16 protein-coding genes are annotated in these 16,586 nt (G+C 61.1%); all 16 read right to left on the reverse strand.

Going from position 1 to position 16,586, the window contains the following annotated elements:
• Window positions 1–2: 2 nt before the first annotated feature.
• Window positions 3–359 (reverse strand): hypothetical protein, encoded by a 357-nt coding sequence (locus tag BMX59_RS30005; protein WP_139212836.1) that lies wholly within the window; start codon window positions 357–359, stop codon window positions 3–5.
• A gap of 695 nt (window positions 360–1,054) precedes the next feature.
• Window positions 1,055–1,192 (reverse strand): hypothetical protein, encoded by a 138-nt coding sequence (locus BMX59_RS30395; protein ID WP_156682175.1) that lies wholly within the window; start codon window positions 1,190–1,192, stop codon window positions 1,055–1,057.
• 154 nt (window positions 1,193–1,346) lie between these two features.
• Window positions 1,347–1,673 carry a PA3694 family proteiin gene (locus BMX59_RS01065; RefSeq protein ID WP_092241116.1) on the reverse strand — a complete coding sequence of 109 codons (327 nt, stop codon included), beginning with the start codon at window positions 1,671–1,673 and terminating at the stop codon, window positions 1,347–1,349.
• Window positions 1,670–2,575 (reverse strand): alpha/beta hydrolase, encoded by a 906-nt coding sequence (locus BMX59_RS01070; RefSeq protein ID WP_093119365.1) that lies wholly within the window; start codon window positions 2,573–2,575, stop codon window positions 1,670–1,672. Before BMX59_RS01070 ends, BMX59_RS01065 begins: the two co-directional genes overlap by 4 nt.
• A 27-nt stretch (window positions 2,576–2,602) precedes the next feature.
• Window positions 2,603–3,880, reverse strand: coding sequence for a flavohemoglobin expression-modulating QEGLA motif protein (locus BMX59_RS01075; RefSeq protein WP_010212629.1), 1,278 nt, complete (start codon window positions 3,878–3,880; stop codon window positions 2,603–2,605).
• A 21-nt stretch (window positions 3,881–3,901) separates the two neighbouring features.
• Window positions 3,902–4,450, reverse strand: a complete 549-nt coding sequence (locus BMX59_RS01080; RefSeq protein WP_093119367.1) for a hypothetical protein — start codon at window positions 4,448–4,450, stop codon at window positions 3,902–3,904.
• A 16-nt stretch (window positions 4,451–4,466) separates the two neighbouring features.
• Window positions 4,467–5,183, reverse strand: a complete 717-nt coding sequence (locus tag BMX59_RS01085) for a TetR/AcrR family transcriptional regulator (RefSeq protein ID WP_092241110.1) — start codon at window positions 5,181–5,183, stop codon at window positions 4,467–4,469.
• Between the two features lie 106 nt (window positions 5,184–5,289).
• Entirely contained in the window at window positions 5,290–6,792 is a 1,503-nt protein-coding gene (lysS, locus tag BMX59_RS01090) for a lysine--tRNA ligase (RefSeq protein ID WP_058425327.1), read from the reverse strand.
• A gap of 81 nt (window positions 6,793–6,873) precedes the next feature.
• Window positions 6,874–7,969 (reverse strand): peptide chain release factor 2 gene (gene prfB, locus BMX59_RS01095; protein ID WP_102591687.1). Its coding sequence is split into 2 segments (ribosomal slippage): window positions 6,874–7,896 and window positions 7,898–7,969, totalling 1,095 coding nucleotides; the frame shifts between segments, so codons are not numbered across the junction.
• Window positions 7,970–8,144: 175 nt separating this feature from the next.
• A complete protein-coding gene (locus BMX59_RS01100) occupies window positions 8,145–9,146 on the reverse strand; it encodes a diguanylate cyclase (protein WP_012722554.1) in 1,002 nt (333 codons plus the stop codon).
• A gap of 51 nt (window positions 9,147–9,197) precedes the next feature.
• The gene (locus tag BMX59_RS01105) at window positions 9,198–10,208 is read right to left on the reverse strand and encodes a chemotaxis response regulator protein-glutamate methylesterase (RefSeq protein WP_092241108.1); all 1,011 of its coding nucleotides are present in this window, start codon (window positions 10,206–10,208) and stop codon (window positions 9,198–9,200) included.
• On the reverse strand, window positions 10,205–12,469 hold the full coding sequence (locus BMX59_RS01110; protein ID WP_093119371.1) for a hybrid sensor histidine kinase/response regulator: 2,265 nt from the start codon (window positions 12,467–12,469) through the stop codon (window positions 10,205–10,207). The genes BMX59_RS01105 and BMX59_RS01110 overlap by 4 nt, the downstream gene beginning before the upstream one ends.
• Window positions 12,466–13,167, reverse strand: a complete 702-nt coding sequence (locus BMX59_RS01115) for a chemotaxis protein CheW (RefSeq protein WP_092241104.1) — start codon at window positions 13,165–13,167, stop codon at window positions 12,466–12,468. The genes BMX59_RS01110 and BMX59_RS01115 overlap by 4 nt, the downstream gene beginning before the upstream one ends.
• Window positions 13,164–14,423, reverse strand: coding sequence for a CheR family methyltransferase (locus tag BMX59_RS01120; RefSeq protein ID WP_092241102.1), 1,260 nt, complete (start codon window positions 14,421–14,423; stop codon window positions 13,164–13,166). The genes BMX59_RS01115 and BMX59_RS01120 overlap by 4 nt, the downstream gene beginning before the upstream one ends.
• Window positions 14,420–14,932, reverse strand: a complete 513-nt coding sequence (locus BMX59_RS01125) for a chemotaxis protein CheW (protein ID WP_092241100.1) — start codon at window positions 14,930–14,932, stop codon at window positions 14,420–14,422. Before BMX59_RS01125 ends, BMX59_RS01120 begins: the two co-directional genes overlap by 4 nt.
• On the reverse strand, window positions 14,932–16,554 hold the full coding sequence (locus BMX59_RS01130; RefSeq protein ID WP_093119377.1) for a methyl-accepting chemotaxis protein: 1,623 nt from the start codon (window positions 16,552–16,554) through the stop codon (window positions 14,932–14,934). Before BMX59_RS01130 ends, BMX59_RS01125 begins: the two co-directional genes overlap by 1 nt.
• Window positions 16,555–16,586 lie beyond the last annotated feature (32 nt).

Raw genomic sequence — 16,586 nt, forward strand, 5'->3', positions numbered from 1 at the left:
TTTTAGTAGTTGATACCCACACGGCGATTGCCGTTCTGACCAGAGTTGATGTAACTGCTGAACCCGCCGAAGTTGCCATTATTCCCATAGTTTCCGTAGTTGCCGAAACCCGCGTAGTCACCGAGCGAGTCCCTCCACCGCCCGATCATTTCATTGCCGTTCTGCCCGTGATTTGCATAGTGACTGTGTGCGCCGCGATTTCCGTTATTGCCGTAGTTACCGTAGTTACCGTTATCACGGCCACCTTGTGCACGACCCCATACCCGTTGCCCTCCCACCGTCTTCCAAGTGTGCTCATCAGAATAACGCGGATAAGATTGAGTGTAGTGGTCATATCGCGAGCCTAATCGCTGAGTCATATTGATACCCTCTCCAAACTGAATAATTTATAAACCAGGCCATAACAAGCCACACTGTATTAATACGCTCTGAACTTTGACGCCTCAGGCGCGAATGCGCTAGGCCAGGCCAGGCCAGGCCAGGCTGGGAGAACCTGGCGCTTGCGGAATTTCGAAGATTGCCGTTGCTACCGTGATTGGCATAACGGCTGCCACTTCCGCTGTTGCCGTTATTTCCATAGTTCCCGAAATTGCCGTTATTCATACTGCCGTTGCCGCTATTGACGTGCACGCCGACCTGGGATGACTTAACATCCCCGACACTCACATAATTCGTGTTGAACACATAGTTGATATGGTTGACCGTAGACGGTTGTTGCAACGCCGGCGGTTGGGCGCCGGAAAACCTTGGTTGCTGGCTCGGTTGAGAGCGGGAGTAATGAAGTGTGTTGCCGCTCCACCTGCCACCTCTACCCTGCCCTGTAAAAACATTCCATGTCGTGTGAATAGTCGCGAGGGTATTCATCAAAACCGTACTCATCAACGAGTCCAATGTCATTATTTCACTCCAAATTTAATTTCCCATGAGTCCGGGTTTGATCTCCTGACCGATATAGCAGTGGTCGCTGACAGCTATCAGTTCCCGACGGTATACGCTGGTAATAAATGATGGAATGAAAATAAAAAACCCACCAGGAACGGTGGGTTTTTCACACTTAGAATTTGATCGGACGCTTGTCGCTTTCGAAGCCTGCATAGCCAGGTTTCTCCTGGGACCGCTCCCCCTGCTCCTTTTTCGCGATATCGTCGACGGCTTCACGGAGCGCTTCAACGAGCTCCTGCGTCCTGGACATCTTCAACATCCTGTCTATCGCGCTTATCTCACCCAACATAACCATGACACTCCCCTGGCTGGCGGTTCGCAAATCTCACCATGAACGCTGACAAGCCCTTGAGTGGTCTGTTACGCAAAACGGTTCCAGATATTCCAGGTGCGATGCGTCCGGCTTACTGCTGGAGTTGTGGTGTTTCCTGCCCCAGGCAGCGCACAGCCTGTTTCTTGTTATTCACCAACACACCGCTCAGGCCTTTCTGCTCAGTGTCGAACATCACCAGTACACCATCCACGCATTGCGCCACCTGAGCGGCTGGCGCCAGGGAGATCTTGTAGTCCTCGCCGGGCACGGTCTTGAGCATGGTGAAGTCGCTGAGCAACAACGCATCTTCCGGCTTGGCGAAGTGCAGGTAGCCGTAATACCACAGGCAACCGACAGTACCGATGATGGTGCCGATACCGGTGAGGATCAGCGGGATCATATTGCGTTCTTCGCTCATTGCGGGCTCTCTGATGAGTCAACTTTAGGAATCGGGTAATTCGGGATTTCGCCCAGGCGACGCAGGCCGTTGAAGTGCTGAGGGTCATCCAGGTAACGCAGCATCACGGTTTGCCAGGTCTTGTCGGCAAAGGTCTGCACATGCCCGCCGCGGGTCAACTGCAACACCCTGGGTGGCGGTGCGGCCTGGTACAGGCGGATCCCGTTGGCCACCGGCACAATCGGGTCATCCAGGCTGTGGAACAGCAGCTTGGGTACTCCTGTCAGCCGGGGCATGGCGTAAATGGCACTGTCGGCGTCCGGGACCAGCCAGGACAACGGCACCTGAAACGGCCATGTTAACCAGGAGGTACTCAGGGCGAATTGTCCTACGTCACGATAACTGGCGGGCACGCCGTCCAGCACCAGCGCCTTGAGCCGGGGTTGGCGCTCCGGGTGGGCGGCCAGGTAATGCACCGCCAATGCGCCACCCAGGCTCTGGCCCAGTACTATCAACGGCTGGCCTTGGGTTTCGGGAGCCTTGTCGATCCATTGGAACGCCGCGTCCACATCCTGGTAGATCGCCGGTAATGATGGCTTCCCCTCCGACAAGCCATAACCGCGATAGTCCACCAACAGCACTTGGTAGCCCTGCTCGGGCAACCACCAACTGCCGCCCAGATGCCAGGCCAGATTGCCGCCGTTGCCATGCAGGTGCAGCACCGTTCCCTTGAGCGGCACTCCGGGGTTGGCCGGTAGCCACCAGGCGTGGAGCTTTATGCCGTCGGCAGTGGTGAGGGTGACGTCACGGTATCGAAGGTGAGCTTTTTCCGGCGTGAACGGCAGGCCGGGCTCGGGGTAGAACAGCAGGGAACTGCAGCCGTTCAATGTGAGTAGCAGGCACAGAATGCCGAGGATTCTCATCCGTTGAAGCCTCGCGAATAGCACGGTTTAAAGGATATTGGAGTAATCCGCCTCGATCCGATCCAGGCTCAGGTGGTTGAGGAAGTTGGAGAAGCACATCCACGCCGCCAGCGCGTTCATGTCGCGGAACTGCTCGGGCAGGTACTTGGGTGGCACCACCAGGCCTTCGTCGACCAGTTGGCGCAGAGTACGCATGTCTTCCAGGGTGGTCTTGCCGCAGAACAGCAGCGGTACTTGTTCCAGCTTGCCTTTGCGCACGGCCAGCTGGATGTAGTTGTAGACCATGATAAAGCCCTTGAGGTAGGACAGGTCCTTGGTGAACGGCAGACCGGTCGGCACCGAACCACGGAAAACACGACTGGCGTTGCCGTAGCTTTCAGCCATCTCAAAGCCTTGCTCACGGAAGAACTCGAACACCTGCAGGAAGTCGGCGCCCTCTTCCACCATATGGATGGCGCGGGTGCGGTTGGTCAACTTGCGCAGGCGGCTCGGGTAGGAGGCGAAGGTGATGATCTCCATCAAAATCGCCAAACCTTCCTGGGTCACGGTGGACGAGGGCGGGCCCTTGGACAGGAAGGTGCAGATCGGCTGGTTCTGGCCATTGAGGGTAGTGCCGACATGCACCAGGCCTTCATGCACCTCCAGGGCGCGCACGTCGCGGTCGTTGAACATCGCGTCGGCGCGGATCTTGATGTAGTCGGCGCCCGCTGCGGCGTCAGCGACAATACCGTCGGACTCGAACACGCGGATGGTCTCTTCGGCCTCACCGAACACCTTGTTCAGGCGGGTTTGCAGCAAGGCGACGGCGTCCTTGGCGGTGAGCGTCTTGGCCTCATCCTTCAGGTCACCACGGCCATCGATATTGTTAAGGTAATCGGAAAGCATCAGGCCCAAGTCAGCCAGGGTCGGGTCGCCGGCGTGAAACGCATCGGAGGCAGCGCCATACAGTTCCTGGGAAATCAGGCCGAAATCCTCGGTACCACGCGCTTCGAGCATGCGCACCACCATGCGGTATTCCTTGCACATGCGGCGCATGATCTGCCCCACCGGGCTGAATTGGCCGAGGCGGCGGGTGATGTCGCGCTCGATGTTCTGGAACTCCAGCTTCACCGCACTGGAGTCGAACGACAGTGGCCGATTGAGGTAGTAGTCGCGGCTCACCGCCGGCATTTCCTTGCCCTTGGCCTTGAGGAATCCCTGGCGAATGTTTTCGTCCCACTTCACGGCGTCGAGGACGCGAATCGGTGTTTGCGCCAGCACAATGCGATCAGACAAGGTGCGTATCGTCTGCTGGTAATCGTCCACCCGGTGCTTCCTCTTTAAACGTTATTTGCCCGCGCGCTGGTAGCGCACGGCTTCCACGAATACATCGGCATTGGCCGGGTCATCCAGGTAGGCAAACACCTGGTCCAAGGGGCTGTCGACCAGCACCCCGGCGCCCTCGACCGTGTCCACGGTGCTGCCGTGCAACGCCTGCTGGCCTATGGCTTGGTGGATCTGCTCAAGGTCGAGGTTGTAGACCACCAATTCGTGCTTTTCGTTGATCTCAAACCCCGCCAGGATGAAATGCCCACCCAGCTTGGCCGGCAGCGGCGCCGACAAATACCAGCGGCTGCCATGGCGCGAAACGGTAAACAGGTATTCGTCACGCTGGCCGGGCTTGGCTGTAGGGTAGCTCACGGCTTTATAGCGGTGTTCACCAACGGCACTGATATGCAGGTTGAGCGGCTCGCCCCAGGCATTTTTGCTCGACCACTGGCCGAGCAGGGCCGGCGGCGCGGCCTCATGGGCTGGCAGCGGGTCCTTGAAGGTCACCAGGCAACCGCTGAGCAGCAGGAACGACAAGGCGATTGCAACCACGCACCAGGCTTTCATTGGACATCCCCCGGTGTCAGACCGAAGCCAACACCAAATGCATATAGCGCTTGAGGATCTCAAGCATCTCTTCACCGGTCAGAGGCTCTGCGCTGCCCAGCAGGCCCTGATATTCCATCCGACTGATTATCGCCGTCAACACTTTGGCATCCTGTTGCGGCTCGCGCGAGCCCAACACCTGGAAGAACTGCCCGGTGCCCTGCAACAGAATCTGCTGGTGGGAACGCACCAACTCCGCCAGGCGCGGGTTGAGCAGGGCTTCCTGGCGAAACGCCTGCTCGGCCATCAGGTATTCACGGCGGTTGGTCAATTGGCGCAGGACGTAATCAGCGGTCAGCCGTGCAATGTCATCGGCCAGTTGTGAACGCGATTCGGGGCTGCCATCGCCATAGGCGACCATTTCGCGCAGCAGGCCTTCGTTACGCACCCACAGCTTGCCCATGAATGCGGCGCTGCGCTCGACGTATTGGGCGAAGGTATCGGTGAGCAGGTCATCGATATCCTTGAAGTAATAGGTGGTGGCGGACAGGGGCACGCCCGCCTCCGCCGCCACCGCTCGATGGCGCACGGCCCGTACGCCGTCACGGACCACGATGCGCATTGCCGCATCGAGAATGTCTTGCCTGCGTTGCTCGCTGCCCCGACGACTGGCCTTGCGGCCCTGGTACTGGACGCTTTCAGCCACGGCAGCGGCAATGCCGGCGGCGCCTTCTTGAGCGGTTACGCGGTTCACGACACACATCCTTGAATAGATCAAAACCTGGCGCTGTTTGCTTGACGCTTATTAACGCCACATAAAAAAGCCGCCTTATAAAAGGCGGCTTCGGATTTCGCTACGGTTACGCTTGTGGCCGCATGTGCGGGAACAAGATCACGTCGCGGATCGACGGCGAGTTGGTCAGCAGCATCACCAGGCGGTCGATGCCGATCCCTTCACCGGCGGTCGGCGGCATGCCGTATTCCAGGGCGCGGACGAAGTCGGCATCGTAATGCATGGCTTCGTCGTCGCCGGCGTCCTTGTCGGCCACCTGGGCCATGAAGCGCTCGGCCTGGTCTTCCGCGTCGTTCAACTCGGAGTAGGCGTTGGCGATCTCACGGCCGCCGATGAACAGCTCGAAACGGTCAGTGACGTTTGGGTTGTCGTCGTTGCGACGGGCCAGCGGCGACACTTCGAACGGGTACTGGGTAATGAAGTGCGGCTGTTCCAGCTTGTGCTCCACCAACTCTTCGAAAATCATCACCTGCAATTTGCCCAGGCCTTCGAAGCCCAGCACCTTGGCGCCGGCTTTCTTGGCGATGGCGCGAGCCTTGTCGATGTCGTTCAGGTCGTCGGCGGTCAGTTCAGGGTTGTACTTGAGGATCGAGTCGAACACCGACAGGCGCACGAACGGCTCGCCGAAGTGGAACACCTTGTCGCCGTACGGCACGTCGGTGCTGCCCAGGACCAGTTGCGCCAGTTCGCGGAACAGTTCTTCGGTCAGGTCCATGTTGTCTTCGTAGTCGGCGTAGGCCTGGTAGAACTCCAACATGGTGAATTCTGGGTTGTGACGGGTCGAAACGCCTTCGTTACGGAAGTTGCGGTTGATCTCGAAGACTTTTTCGAAGCCGCCAACCACCAGGCGCTTGAGGTACAGCTCCGGCGCGATACGCAGGAACATTTCCATGTCCAGGGCATTGTGGTGGGTTTCGAACGGCTTGGCTGCGGCGCCGCCAGGAATGGTCTGCAGCATCGGCGTTTCGACTTCCAGGAAGTCGCGCTTCATCAGGAAGCTGCGGATGTGCGCGATCACTTGCGAACGCACGCGGAAGGTCTGGCGTACTTCTTCGTTGACGATCAGGTCAACGTAGCGCTGGCGGTAGCGCTGTTCGGTATCGGTCAGGCCGTGGTGCTTGTCCGGCAGCGGGCGCAGCGACTTGGTCAGCAGGCGCACGTTGGTCATTTCCACGTACAGGTCGCCCTTGCCGGAACGGGCCAGGGTGCCTTCGGCGGCGATAATGTCGCCCATGTCCCAGGTTTTCACCGAGGCCAGGGTTTCTTCCGACAAGGTCTTGCGGTTGACGTAGACCTGGATACGCCCGGTCATGTCCTGGATCACCATGAACGAGCCACGGTTGAGCATGATGCGACCTGCCACCTTGACCGGGATCGCAGCCTCTGCCAGTTCTTCCTTGGTCTTGTCCGCGTACTGTTTCTGCAAGGCATCGCAGTAGTTTTCGCGGCGGAAGTCGTTGGGGAAGGCATTGCCCTTGGCGCGCTCGGCAGCAAGCTTTTCCTTGCGCAGGGCGATCAGGGAGTTTTCTTCCTGTTGCAGGGCTTGCGGGTCGAGTTGTTGGTCGCTCATGTCTTTTGAAATTCCATCACAGATACGTTTTCCCCAGCCTTCGGCTGGGGATCGCGGGCAAGCCCGCTCCTACAAGGTTCTTTAGAGGCCGGATTTCAGGCTGGCTTCCAGGTATTCGTCGATATCGCCGTCGAGCACCTTGTCACAGTCGCTGCGTTCGATGTTAGTGCGCAGATCCTTGATCCGCGACGCATCCAGCACATAAGAGCGGATCTGGTGACCCCAGCCGATGTCCGACTTGGTGTCTTCCAGCGCCTGGGATGCGGCGTTGCGTTTCTGCATTTCCTGCTCGTACAACTTGGCCCGCAGCATTTTCATGGCGGTGTCCTTGTTGGCGTGCTGGGAACGTTCGTTCTGGCAGCTGACCACGGTGTTGGTCGGTACGTGGGTGATACGTACGGCCGAGTCGGTGGTGTTTACGTGCTGGCCACCGGCACCGGAGGATCGGTAGGTGTCGATGCGCAGGTCAGCCGGGTTGATCTCGATCTCGACCTTGTCGTCGATCTCCGGCGAGACGAACACCGCGCAGAACGAGGTGTGGCGACGGTTGCCGGAGTCGAACGGGCTCTTGCGCACCAGGCGGTGCACGCCGATTTCGGTACGCAGCCAGCCAAAGGCGTACTCACCCTTGATGTGCACGGTCGCGCCCTTGATTCCGGCAACTTCACCGGCGGACAGCTCCATGATGGTCGCTTCGAAACCGCGCTTGTCCGCCCAGCGCAGGTACATGCGCAACAGGATGTTGGCCCAGTCCTGGGCCTCGGTGCCGCCGGAACCGGCCTGGATGTCCAGGTAGGCGTTGTTCGGGTCCATTTCATGGCTGAACATGCGGCGGAATTCGAGTTTGGCGAGGTTTTCCTCGAGACGGGCCAGCTCGGCGACGACATCGCCCACTGCGCCTTCGTCGTTTTCTTCGACGGCCATGTCCAGCAGGTCACGGCAATCGGCCAGACCGGTGTTCAGCTCGTCAAGTGTATCGACGATCTGCGCCAGCGCAGCGCGCTCGCGCCCCAGTTCCTGGGCGTATTCAGGTTTGTTCCAGACAGCAGGATCTTCAAGCTCGCGATTGACTTCGGTCAGACGCTCATGCTTTTGATCGTAGTCAAAGATACCCCCGAATAGTTTCGGAGCGCTCGGACAGGTCCTTGATGGTGTTAAGGATCGGGTTGATTTCCATGGCGGGCAGCACTCGTTGGCGAACTTTTGAAAGCCGGCGAGTATAACGGCAAATGGGGGGGAACGGCAGTCCGCTGGGCGAAAAGGCAGGATTTGTACACAACCCAAGACCCATCAAGATCCCAATGTGGGAGGGGGCTTGCCCCCTCCCACATTGAATGGGGTAAGACTTCAGGTCACTCGATACCGACCTGATTGCGCCCATTATGCTTGGCCGTATACAACCCCTTGTCCGCCGCCACAATCACCTGCCGACAATCCGTGCCCTGCTGCGGCGTCATCGTGGACAAACCAATGCTGATGGTCAGGCTGGAACCCTCGGTCGGCGCAATGTGCGGAATTTTCAGCGCAGCCACCGCCATCCGCAGCTTCTCGGCCACCAACCGCGCCCCGCCCGGCGAGGTATTCGGCAGCACCAGGGCAAACTCCTCACCGCCATAGCGCGCCGGCAAATCCGAAGGCCGACTGCTGGCCTCTCGGATGGTCGCCGCCACCTTGCGCAAAGCCTCGTCACCTTCGACATGCCCGAAGCTGTCGTTGTAAGTCTTGAAGAAATCCACATCAATCATCAACAACGACAACTGAGTCTGGTCACGCATGGCACGCCGCCATTCCAGTTCCAGGTACTCGTCGAAATGGCGACGGTTGGACAGCCCGGTGAGGCCATCGGAGTTCATCAGCCGTTGCAGCACCAGGTTGGTGTCCAGCAGTTGTTGCTGGCTGACCCGCAACGCACGGTACGCCGCATCCCGCTGCAACAGGGTCATATAGGAGCGCGAGTGATAGCGAATGCGCGCCACCAATTCGATGTTATCCGGCAACTTCACCAGGTAATCATTGGCCCCGGCCGAAAACGCCGCGCTCTTGATCAACGGGTCTTCCTTGGTGGAAAGCACGATGATCGGGATATTCTGCGTGGCCGGGTGGTTGCGGTATTCGCGCACCAGGGTCAGGCCATCGAGGCCGGGCATTACCAGGTCTTGCAGGATAACGGTCGGCTTGATGCGGATCGCCTGGGCAATCGCCTGGTGCGGATCGGCGCAGAAGTGGAAGTCGATATTTTCTTCATGGGCCAGGCCACGCCGCACGGCTTCGCCGATCATGGCCTGGTCGTCGACCAATAACACCATGGCGGCATTTTCGTCGGTCTTGATGTCGTCGATCTGTAAATCATTCATGTGCAGTCACCTGAATTACTGCCTGCAAGCCAGCACCGCAAGAGGCCTTGTTCATTTGGCAAAGACCTCCAGCAATCGGGGCGCAATTCTATCCAGTGGGCGAATTTCAACAGCAGCATCTATCGCCGCCGCCGCTTTGGGCATGCCGTACACCGCCGAGCTCTGCTGATCCTGGGCGATGGTCAAATAACCTTGTTCACGCAGCAATTTTAGGCCCTGGGCACCGTCGCGCCCCATGCCGGTCAGCAACACGCCGACGGCATCGCCATTCCAGTGGCTGGCCACGCTTTCGAAAAACACGTCGATCGACGGCCGGTAAATCTCGTTCACCGGCTCTGCGGTATAGGCTAGCGTGCCATTCTTCAATAAACGAATGTGGTGGTTGGTACCGGCCAGCAGCACCACCCCGCTTTGCGGTGGCTCGCCCTCGCGGGCCAGGCGTACCGGCAGGCCGGAGGCGCTGCTCAGCCACTCGGCCATGCCGGCGGCGAACACCTGGTCCACATGCTGCACCAGTACGATGGCGGCGGGAAAGTCCCGGGGCAAGCCCTTGAGCAGGATTTCCAGGGCAGCCGGGCCACCTGCCGAAGACCCGATGGCCACCAGGCTCTGGCGTTTGCCGGTAGTCCGCGGCGTGACGGTTTCGGCGCGTACACGGCTGCCGCGCTGGCCGATCAGCCAGCCGATATTGAGGATCTTGCGCAGCAGCGGCGCCGCCGCATCCTTGGGATTGCCCACGCCCAGGGTCGGCGTGTCCACCACGTCCAGGGCGCCATGGCCCATGGCTTCGAACACCCGGCTGACGTTGGCCTGGCGGTCGACGGTCACGATGACGATGGCGCACGGGGTCTCGGCCATGATCTGGCGGGTAGCCTCCACGCCGTCCATCACCGGCATGATCAGGTCCATCAGGATCAGGTCCGGGGTCAGCTCGGCGCAGCGCTGCACCGCTTCCAGGCCGTTGCTGGCCACCCACACCACTTCGTGCGCGGGCTCGAAACTCAAGGCGCGGCGCAAGGCCTCTACCGCCAGGGGCATGTCATTGACGATCGCAATCCTCATGCCCGTGCGCCTCCGATCAGCTCCACCACGGCGTCCAGCAGGGCGTCATCGTGGAAACTGGCTTTGGCTAAATAATAGTCGGCGCCGGCGTCCAGTCCACGACGTCGGTCTTCTTCACGGTCTTTGTAGGACACCACCATCACCGGCAACGATTGCAGGCGACTGTCACGGCGCAAGAGTGTGACCAATTCAATACCGTCCATACGAGGCATATCAATATCAGTGATCAACAGGTCAAAGTCTTCGGAACGCAAGGCGTTCCAGCCGTCCATCCCATCGACCGCCACGGCCACTTCATAACCACGATTAAGCAGCAATTTGCGTTGCAGTTCGCGCACTGTCAGAGAGTCGTCCACCACCAACACCCGCTTGCGCGGTGCCTCGGTGGCTTGCTGGCTGCGCCGGGCAATGCGCTCCAAGCGGCCGGTGTTGAGCAGTTTGTCCACCGAGCGCAGCATGTCTTCGACGTCGACGATCAACACCACCGAGCCGTCGTCCAGCAAGGCACCGGCGGAAATATCCTGGACCTTGCCCAGGCGATCATCCAGCGGCAACACCACCAGCGTACGCTCGCCGACAAAGCGCTCCACGGCAATCCCATACACCGCATCACGCTCGCGGATCACCACCACTTTCAAGGTGTCCGACTGACTCTGCCCCGCCGGGCGCTGCAACAACTGGCTGGCGGCGACCAGCCCGACATGCCGGCCCTCGTGCCAGAAATGCTGGCGGCCCTCCAGTTGCACGATGTCGTCGGGCGCCAGGTCGCACATGCGTTCGATATGGGCCAGCGGGAACGCGTAGGCTTCTTCGCCGACCTCCACCACCAGGCTGCGCACCACCGACAGGGTCAGCGGCACCTCCAGGTGGAAACGACTGCCCTGCCCTGCCGTTTGCTCCAGCACCACCGCACCACGCAGTTGGCGGACCATATGCTGCACCGCATCCAGGCCGACCCCGCGCCCGGACACTTCGGTGACCTTGTCGCGCAGGCTGAACCCCGGCAGGAACAGGAACGTCAGCAGTTCTTCTTCGCTCAGGCGCAGGGCGGTTTCCACCGGTGACAGGTGCCGGTCGACGATGGTGCCGCGCAGGCGCTCCAGGTCGACGCCATTACCGTCATCGCTCAATTCCAGCACCAGCAACCCGGCCTGATGGGAGGCGCGCAGGCGGATCAAACCTTCCGCCGGCTTGCCCGCCAGCAGACGTTGCTCAGGCATTTCGATGCCGTGGTCGACGGCATTGCGCAATAAATGAGTGAGTGGCGCTTCGAGCTTTTCCAGCACGTCGCGGTCGACCTGGGTCTTTTCGCCTTCGATCTCCAGGCGTACCTGTTTGCCCAGGCTGCGACCGAGGTCGCGCACCATGCGCACTTGCCCGGCCAGCACATCGGCAAACGGGCGCATGCGACAGGCCAGCGCGGTGTCATACAGCACTTGGGCGCGCTGGCCGGCTTGCCAGCCAAACTCGTCCAGTTCAGCGGTTTTTTCCGCCAGCAGGGCCTGGGCTTCGCTGAGCAGGCGGCGGGTGTCGGCCAGGGCTTCCTGGGCTTCGAGCGGCAGTTGTTGAGTCTTGAGTTGCCCGTCCAGCGTATCCAGCGCTCGCACGCTCTGGCTCTGAAGGCGCTTGAGACGCTGCAGGCTGGCCAGATACGGCTTGAGCCGCTGGGTCTCCACCAGGGATTTACTCGACAGGTCGAGCAGGCTGTTCAAACGCTCGGCGGTCACCCGCAGCACGCGTTCGCCGCCTTCGGTCATGCGTTTGTTCTGGCGTGGCGGCTCGGCGACCACCGGCGGCGCGGGCTCCGGTTCGGGTTCGGGCTCCGGCAGCAGTGTTTCGACGATGGGCGCTGGCTCTGGCACAGGCGCCTGGGACGGGTCCAGCAAGCGCTCCATCAACGCCACATAGGCGTCGATGTCAGCCGGCCCCACATCATTGCCCGGCGTGGCGATGCGCATCAGCAGGTCGGTGCCTTGCAGCAGCGCATCGATATGTTCGGGTTGCAGGTACAGGCGACCTTCCTGGGCACTGACCAGGCAATCTTCCATGACGTGGGATACGCTGACCCCGGCGTCCACCCCAACGATCCGCGCGGCGCCTTTGAGCGAGTGCGCCGCGCGCATGCATGCTTCAAGCTGATCGGCCTGGGTCGGGTTGCGTTCCAGGGCCAGCAGGCCCGCGCTCAATACCTGAGTCTGCGCATCGGCTTCCAGGCTGAACAGTTCCAGCAGCGAGGCATCGCGCATCTGGTCGGGGGTCATGTGAGGCTCCGGGTCACGGCAGACAACAATTGCGCCTCGTCCAGCCAACGCAGGCTGCGGCCTTTCCACTGCAACACGCCTTGGGTGAAGCGCGCACTGGCCTGGGCGCCCGAGGCCGAGGCGGCCTTCAAGGTGCGCTCATCGATGGCATGGATGCCGTCGACTTCATCCACCGGCACCACCACCGGACCATCCTGCGCGGCGATGATCAACATGCGCGGCATGATGCGCCCACCGCTGGCGCCGTTGCCGGTGGCATCCAGGCCCAGCAGTTCCACCAGCGACAGGCACGCCACCAGCGCACCACGGACATTGGCCACGCCGAGCAAGGCGCGGGAACGCTGGTGGGGCAGCGAATGAATCGGTTGCAGCGGCGCAACTTCCACCAGGCAGCGGGTGGCAATGCCCAGCCATTCCTCACCGAGGCGGAACATCAGCAGGGAGCGGGTGACCACGTCTTCGCCGACGTCAGCAGCGGCAACCGGACGATGATCATCCTGCTGCAAGGCATAACGGTCCAGCAAACGTGTGGCCGCTGCCGAGTACACCGAGCAGTTGCGGCAGTGAATATGGTCCGCCAGCAGCGGGCAGGACTTGTCGCCATGGATGCCGATGCGGTTCCAGCAGTCGTCGATGGCCTGGGTATCGGCCAGGGTCAGGTCCAGCCCTGCGGTATCGAGTGCGTCGGTGTTACTCATCGTTTGGACTCACTGTCAGCTCGCTCACTCCGCGCGGCACGCGCCTGCAAGCGGCGCGCCCCCGCACTGTCGCCCTGGGACTCGAGCAACGCCGCCAGGTGCATCAAGGCCTGCGGGTGCTGGGGTTCCAGGTACAAGGCTTTTCGATAATAACCCTGGGCTTCCAGGGCGCTGCCGGCCACATCGCTGAGCAGCCCCAGCCAGTAGAACACCTGGGCGGCCGGCGGATGGTTACTCAAATACTGTTCGCATGCAGCGCGGGCTTCGGCGCTTTTGCCTTCGTTGGCCAGGGTAGCGATGCGGCTGAGCAAGTCGCCCGCATCGGTTTGCACCGTCTTGATCGGCACCACCTGGGCGCTGGCCTTGCTGAAAGGCCGTGGCTTGCTCGGGATCGGTGCCGCACTGCGTTGCGGGACGGGCGCGGCGCTCGGCACAAATACCGGCTCGGGCTTGACCGGCTCGGCATGCCGACTGAACGCAAAGGACTGTGGCACACCAATCGAACGCATGCCGTGGCGCCCCAGCAGGCTGCCCTCGGCCGGACCGATAAACAGCACGCCGTCCACGTGGGTCAGGCCCTTGAGCACCTCGAACACTTGTTTCTGGGTCGGCTGGTCGAAGTAGATCAGCAGGTTGCGGCAAAACACGAAGTCGTAGCTCGCCTCATTGGCCAGCAGTGTCGGGTCGAGCAGGTTGCCGACTTGCAGGCGCACCTGTTCGCGCACGCGGTCGGCAATGTGATAACCGTCACCGTACTCGGTGAAATGGCGGTCACGGAAGGCGATATCGCCGCCGCGAAAGGAGTTTTTGCCATACACCCCACGCCGTGCGCGCTCCACCGACAACGGGCTGACATCCACGCCCTGCACCTTGAACTGATGCGGCGCCAGCCCGGCATCCAGCAACGCCATGGCGATCGAATAAGGTTCTTCACCGGTGGAGCACGGCAGGCTGAGGATGCGCAGTGCGCGCATCTGCTTGATTTCGGCCAGGCGCGCCTTGGCCAGGCGGGCCAGGGTCGCAAAGGATTCGGGGTAACGGAAAAACCAGGTTTCCGGGACGATCACCGCTTCGATCAGCGCTTGCTGTTCATCCTGGGAGCTTTGCAGGTACTGCCAGTATTCGCCGGGGGTCTGCGCGTTGACCGCCTGAGTGCGTTGGCGCACCGCCCGCTCGATAATGGCTTCGCCGACCGAGGCAACGTCCAGGCCGATGCGTTCTTTCAGGAAGGCAAAGAACCGCGGATCGTGGCTCATAGGCTCAACCCGGGGCAAAACAGCACGGCGCGCACGTCGTCGGTCAGCAGGTCATTCACGCCGATCCACTGCATCAGGCCCTGCGCATCTTCGCGCACCGGTCCCAGGTACGGCGCCTGGCGGTTGTCCAGGCCATAGGGCTGGAACTGGGCCGGGTCGCAGCGCAGGGTGTCGGTGGCCTGTTCCAGGATCAACCCCAGCCAACGCGGCTCGCGCCAGGGCTCCGGCTGGTAATTGACCAGCACCAGCCGCGTGCTGGTACGCGCCTGAGCAGCGGTGCCGAAAGTCAGGGCGCTGAGGTCGATCACCGGCACCAGCGCGCCGCGATGGGCAAAGATGCCCGCCACCCACAGCGGCGCATGGGCAATCGGTTTCAATGGCAGGCGCGGCAGCACCTCGGCCACTTCCGTGGCCTTGAGGGCATAACGTTCGTTGCCGATGTGGAACACCAGGAACAACGCCTTTTTCGCTGCCGGGACGGCGCCGCGTTTAGCCGCGAGGTCGCTCATCAGACTTTGAAACGCGACACGCCGCTGCGCAGACCGACCGCCACCTGGCTCAGCTCATCGATGGCAAAGCTGGCCTGGCGCAGGGACTCGACGGTCTGGCTGCTGGCATCGCCCAGTTGCACCAGGGCGTGGTTGATCTGCTCGGCACCGGTGGCCTGGGCCTGCATGCCTTCATTGACCATCAACACCCGCGGCGCCAGCGCCTGTACCTGGTGGATGATCTGCGACAGTTGCTCGCCCACTTGCTGCACTTCGAACATGCCGCGGCGTACTTCTTCGGAGAACTTGTCCATGCCCATCACGCCCGCCGACACCGCCGACTGGATCTCGCGCACCATCTGCTCGATGTCGTAGGTGGCCACGGCAGTCTGGTCGGCCAGACGCCGCACTTCGGTGGCAACCACGGCAAAACCACGCCCGTATTCACCGGCTTTCTCGGCTTCGATGGCGGCATTCAACGACAGCAGGTTGGTCTGGTCGGCGACCTTGACGATGGTCACCACCACCTGGTTGATGTTGCCGGCCTTCTCATTGAGGATCGCCAGCTTGGCGTTGACCAGGTCGGCGGCGCCCATCACCGAGTGCATGGTTTCTTCCATGCGCGCCAGGCCTTGCTGGCCGGAACCGGCGGCAACCGAGGCCTGGTCGGCGGCGGTGGACACTTCGGTCATGGTGCGCACCAGGTCCTTGGAGGTGGCCGCGATCTCGCGGGAGGTAGCGCCGATCTCGGTGGTGGTGGCGGCAGTTTCGGTGGCGGTGGCCTGTTGCTGCTTGGAGGTGGCGGCAATCTCGGTCACCGAAGTGGTCACCTGCACCGACGAGCGCTGGGCCTGGGACACCAGGGCCGTGAGTTCGGTCATCATGTCGTTGAAGCCGGTTTCGACCGCGCCGAACTCGTCCTTGCGTTCCAGGTTCAAGCGTTTGCTCAGGTCACCGTCGCGCATGGTTTCGAGGATATCGACGATGCGCTGCATCGGCGCCATGATCGCGCGCATCAGCAGCAGGCCGCACAGGCCGGCAGCGAGGATTGCCAGGGCCAGCGATACAAACATGCTGATTTTCGCGGCGGATACTGCATTATCAATCGCGTTGGTCGCACGGTCGGCGACGTTCTTGTTCTCGGTGATGATGTCGTTGAGCTTCATGCGGCCTGCGACCCAGCTGGGCGTCATCTGCGTATCGAACAGTTTGCGTGCGCCAGCTATGTCCTTGTTCTGCAGGCGCTCTACGACGGCAGCCAGCGCCTTGTTGTAGGCCTGGTGCTGGATTTCGAATTTATCGAACTCGGCCTGGTCCTCGCCTCCACTGATGGTCGCCTGGTAGTTGGCCATCTGCTGCAGGATGCGCGCTTCATAGGACTTGAAGTCGGCTTTGTCGGTGTCGGTGAACCCCTTGTCTTCACGCAGGCCGATCAACTCCAGGGTCTGCAGGTAACTGTCGACCCACGCGCTACGGATCATGGAGCTGAGGTAGACCCCGGGCACCGCGTCGTCGCGCACCGCGACTTCACTGGTTTCGATCTTCAGCAACCGTGAATAGGAGACCACGACCATTAACAGCATGATGGCGATAATGACCGCAAAACTTGCCAGGATGCGTTGGCGCAAGGTCCAGTTCTTCACAGTAATTCCTCGGAGGGCCATTCAAATGGAGG

This window comes from Pseudomonas sp. NFR09, from assembly GCF_900111535.1.
GTDB lineage: Bacteria > Pseudomonadota > Gammaproteobacteria > Pseudomonadales > Pseudomonadaceae > Aquipseudomonas > Aquipseudomonas extremorientalis.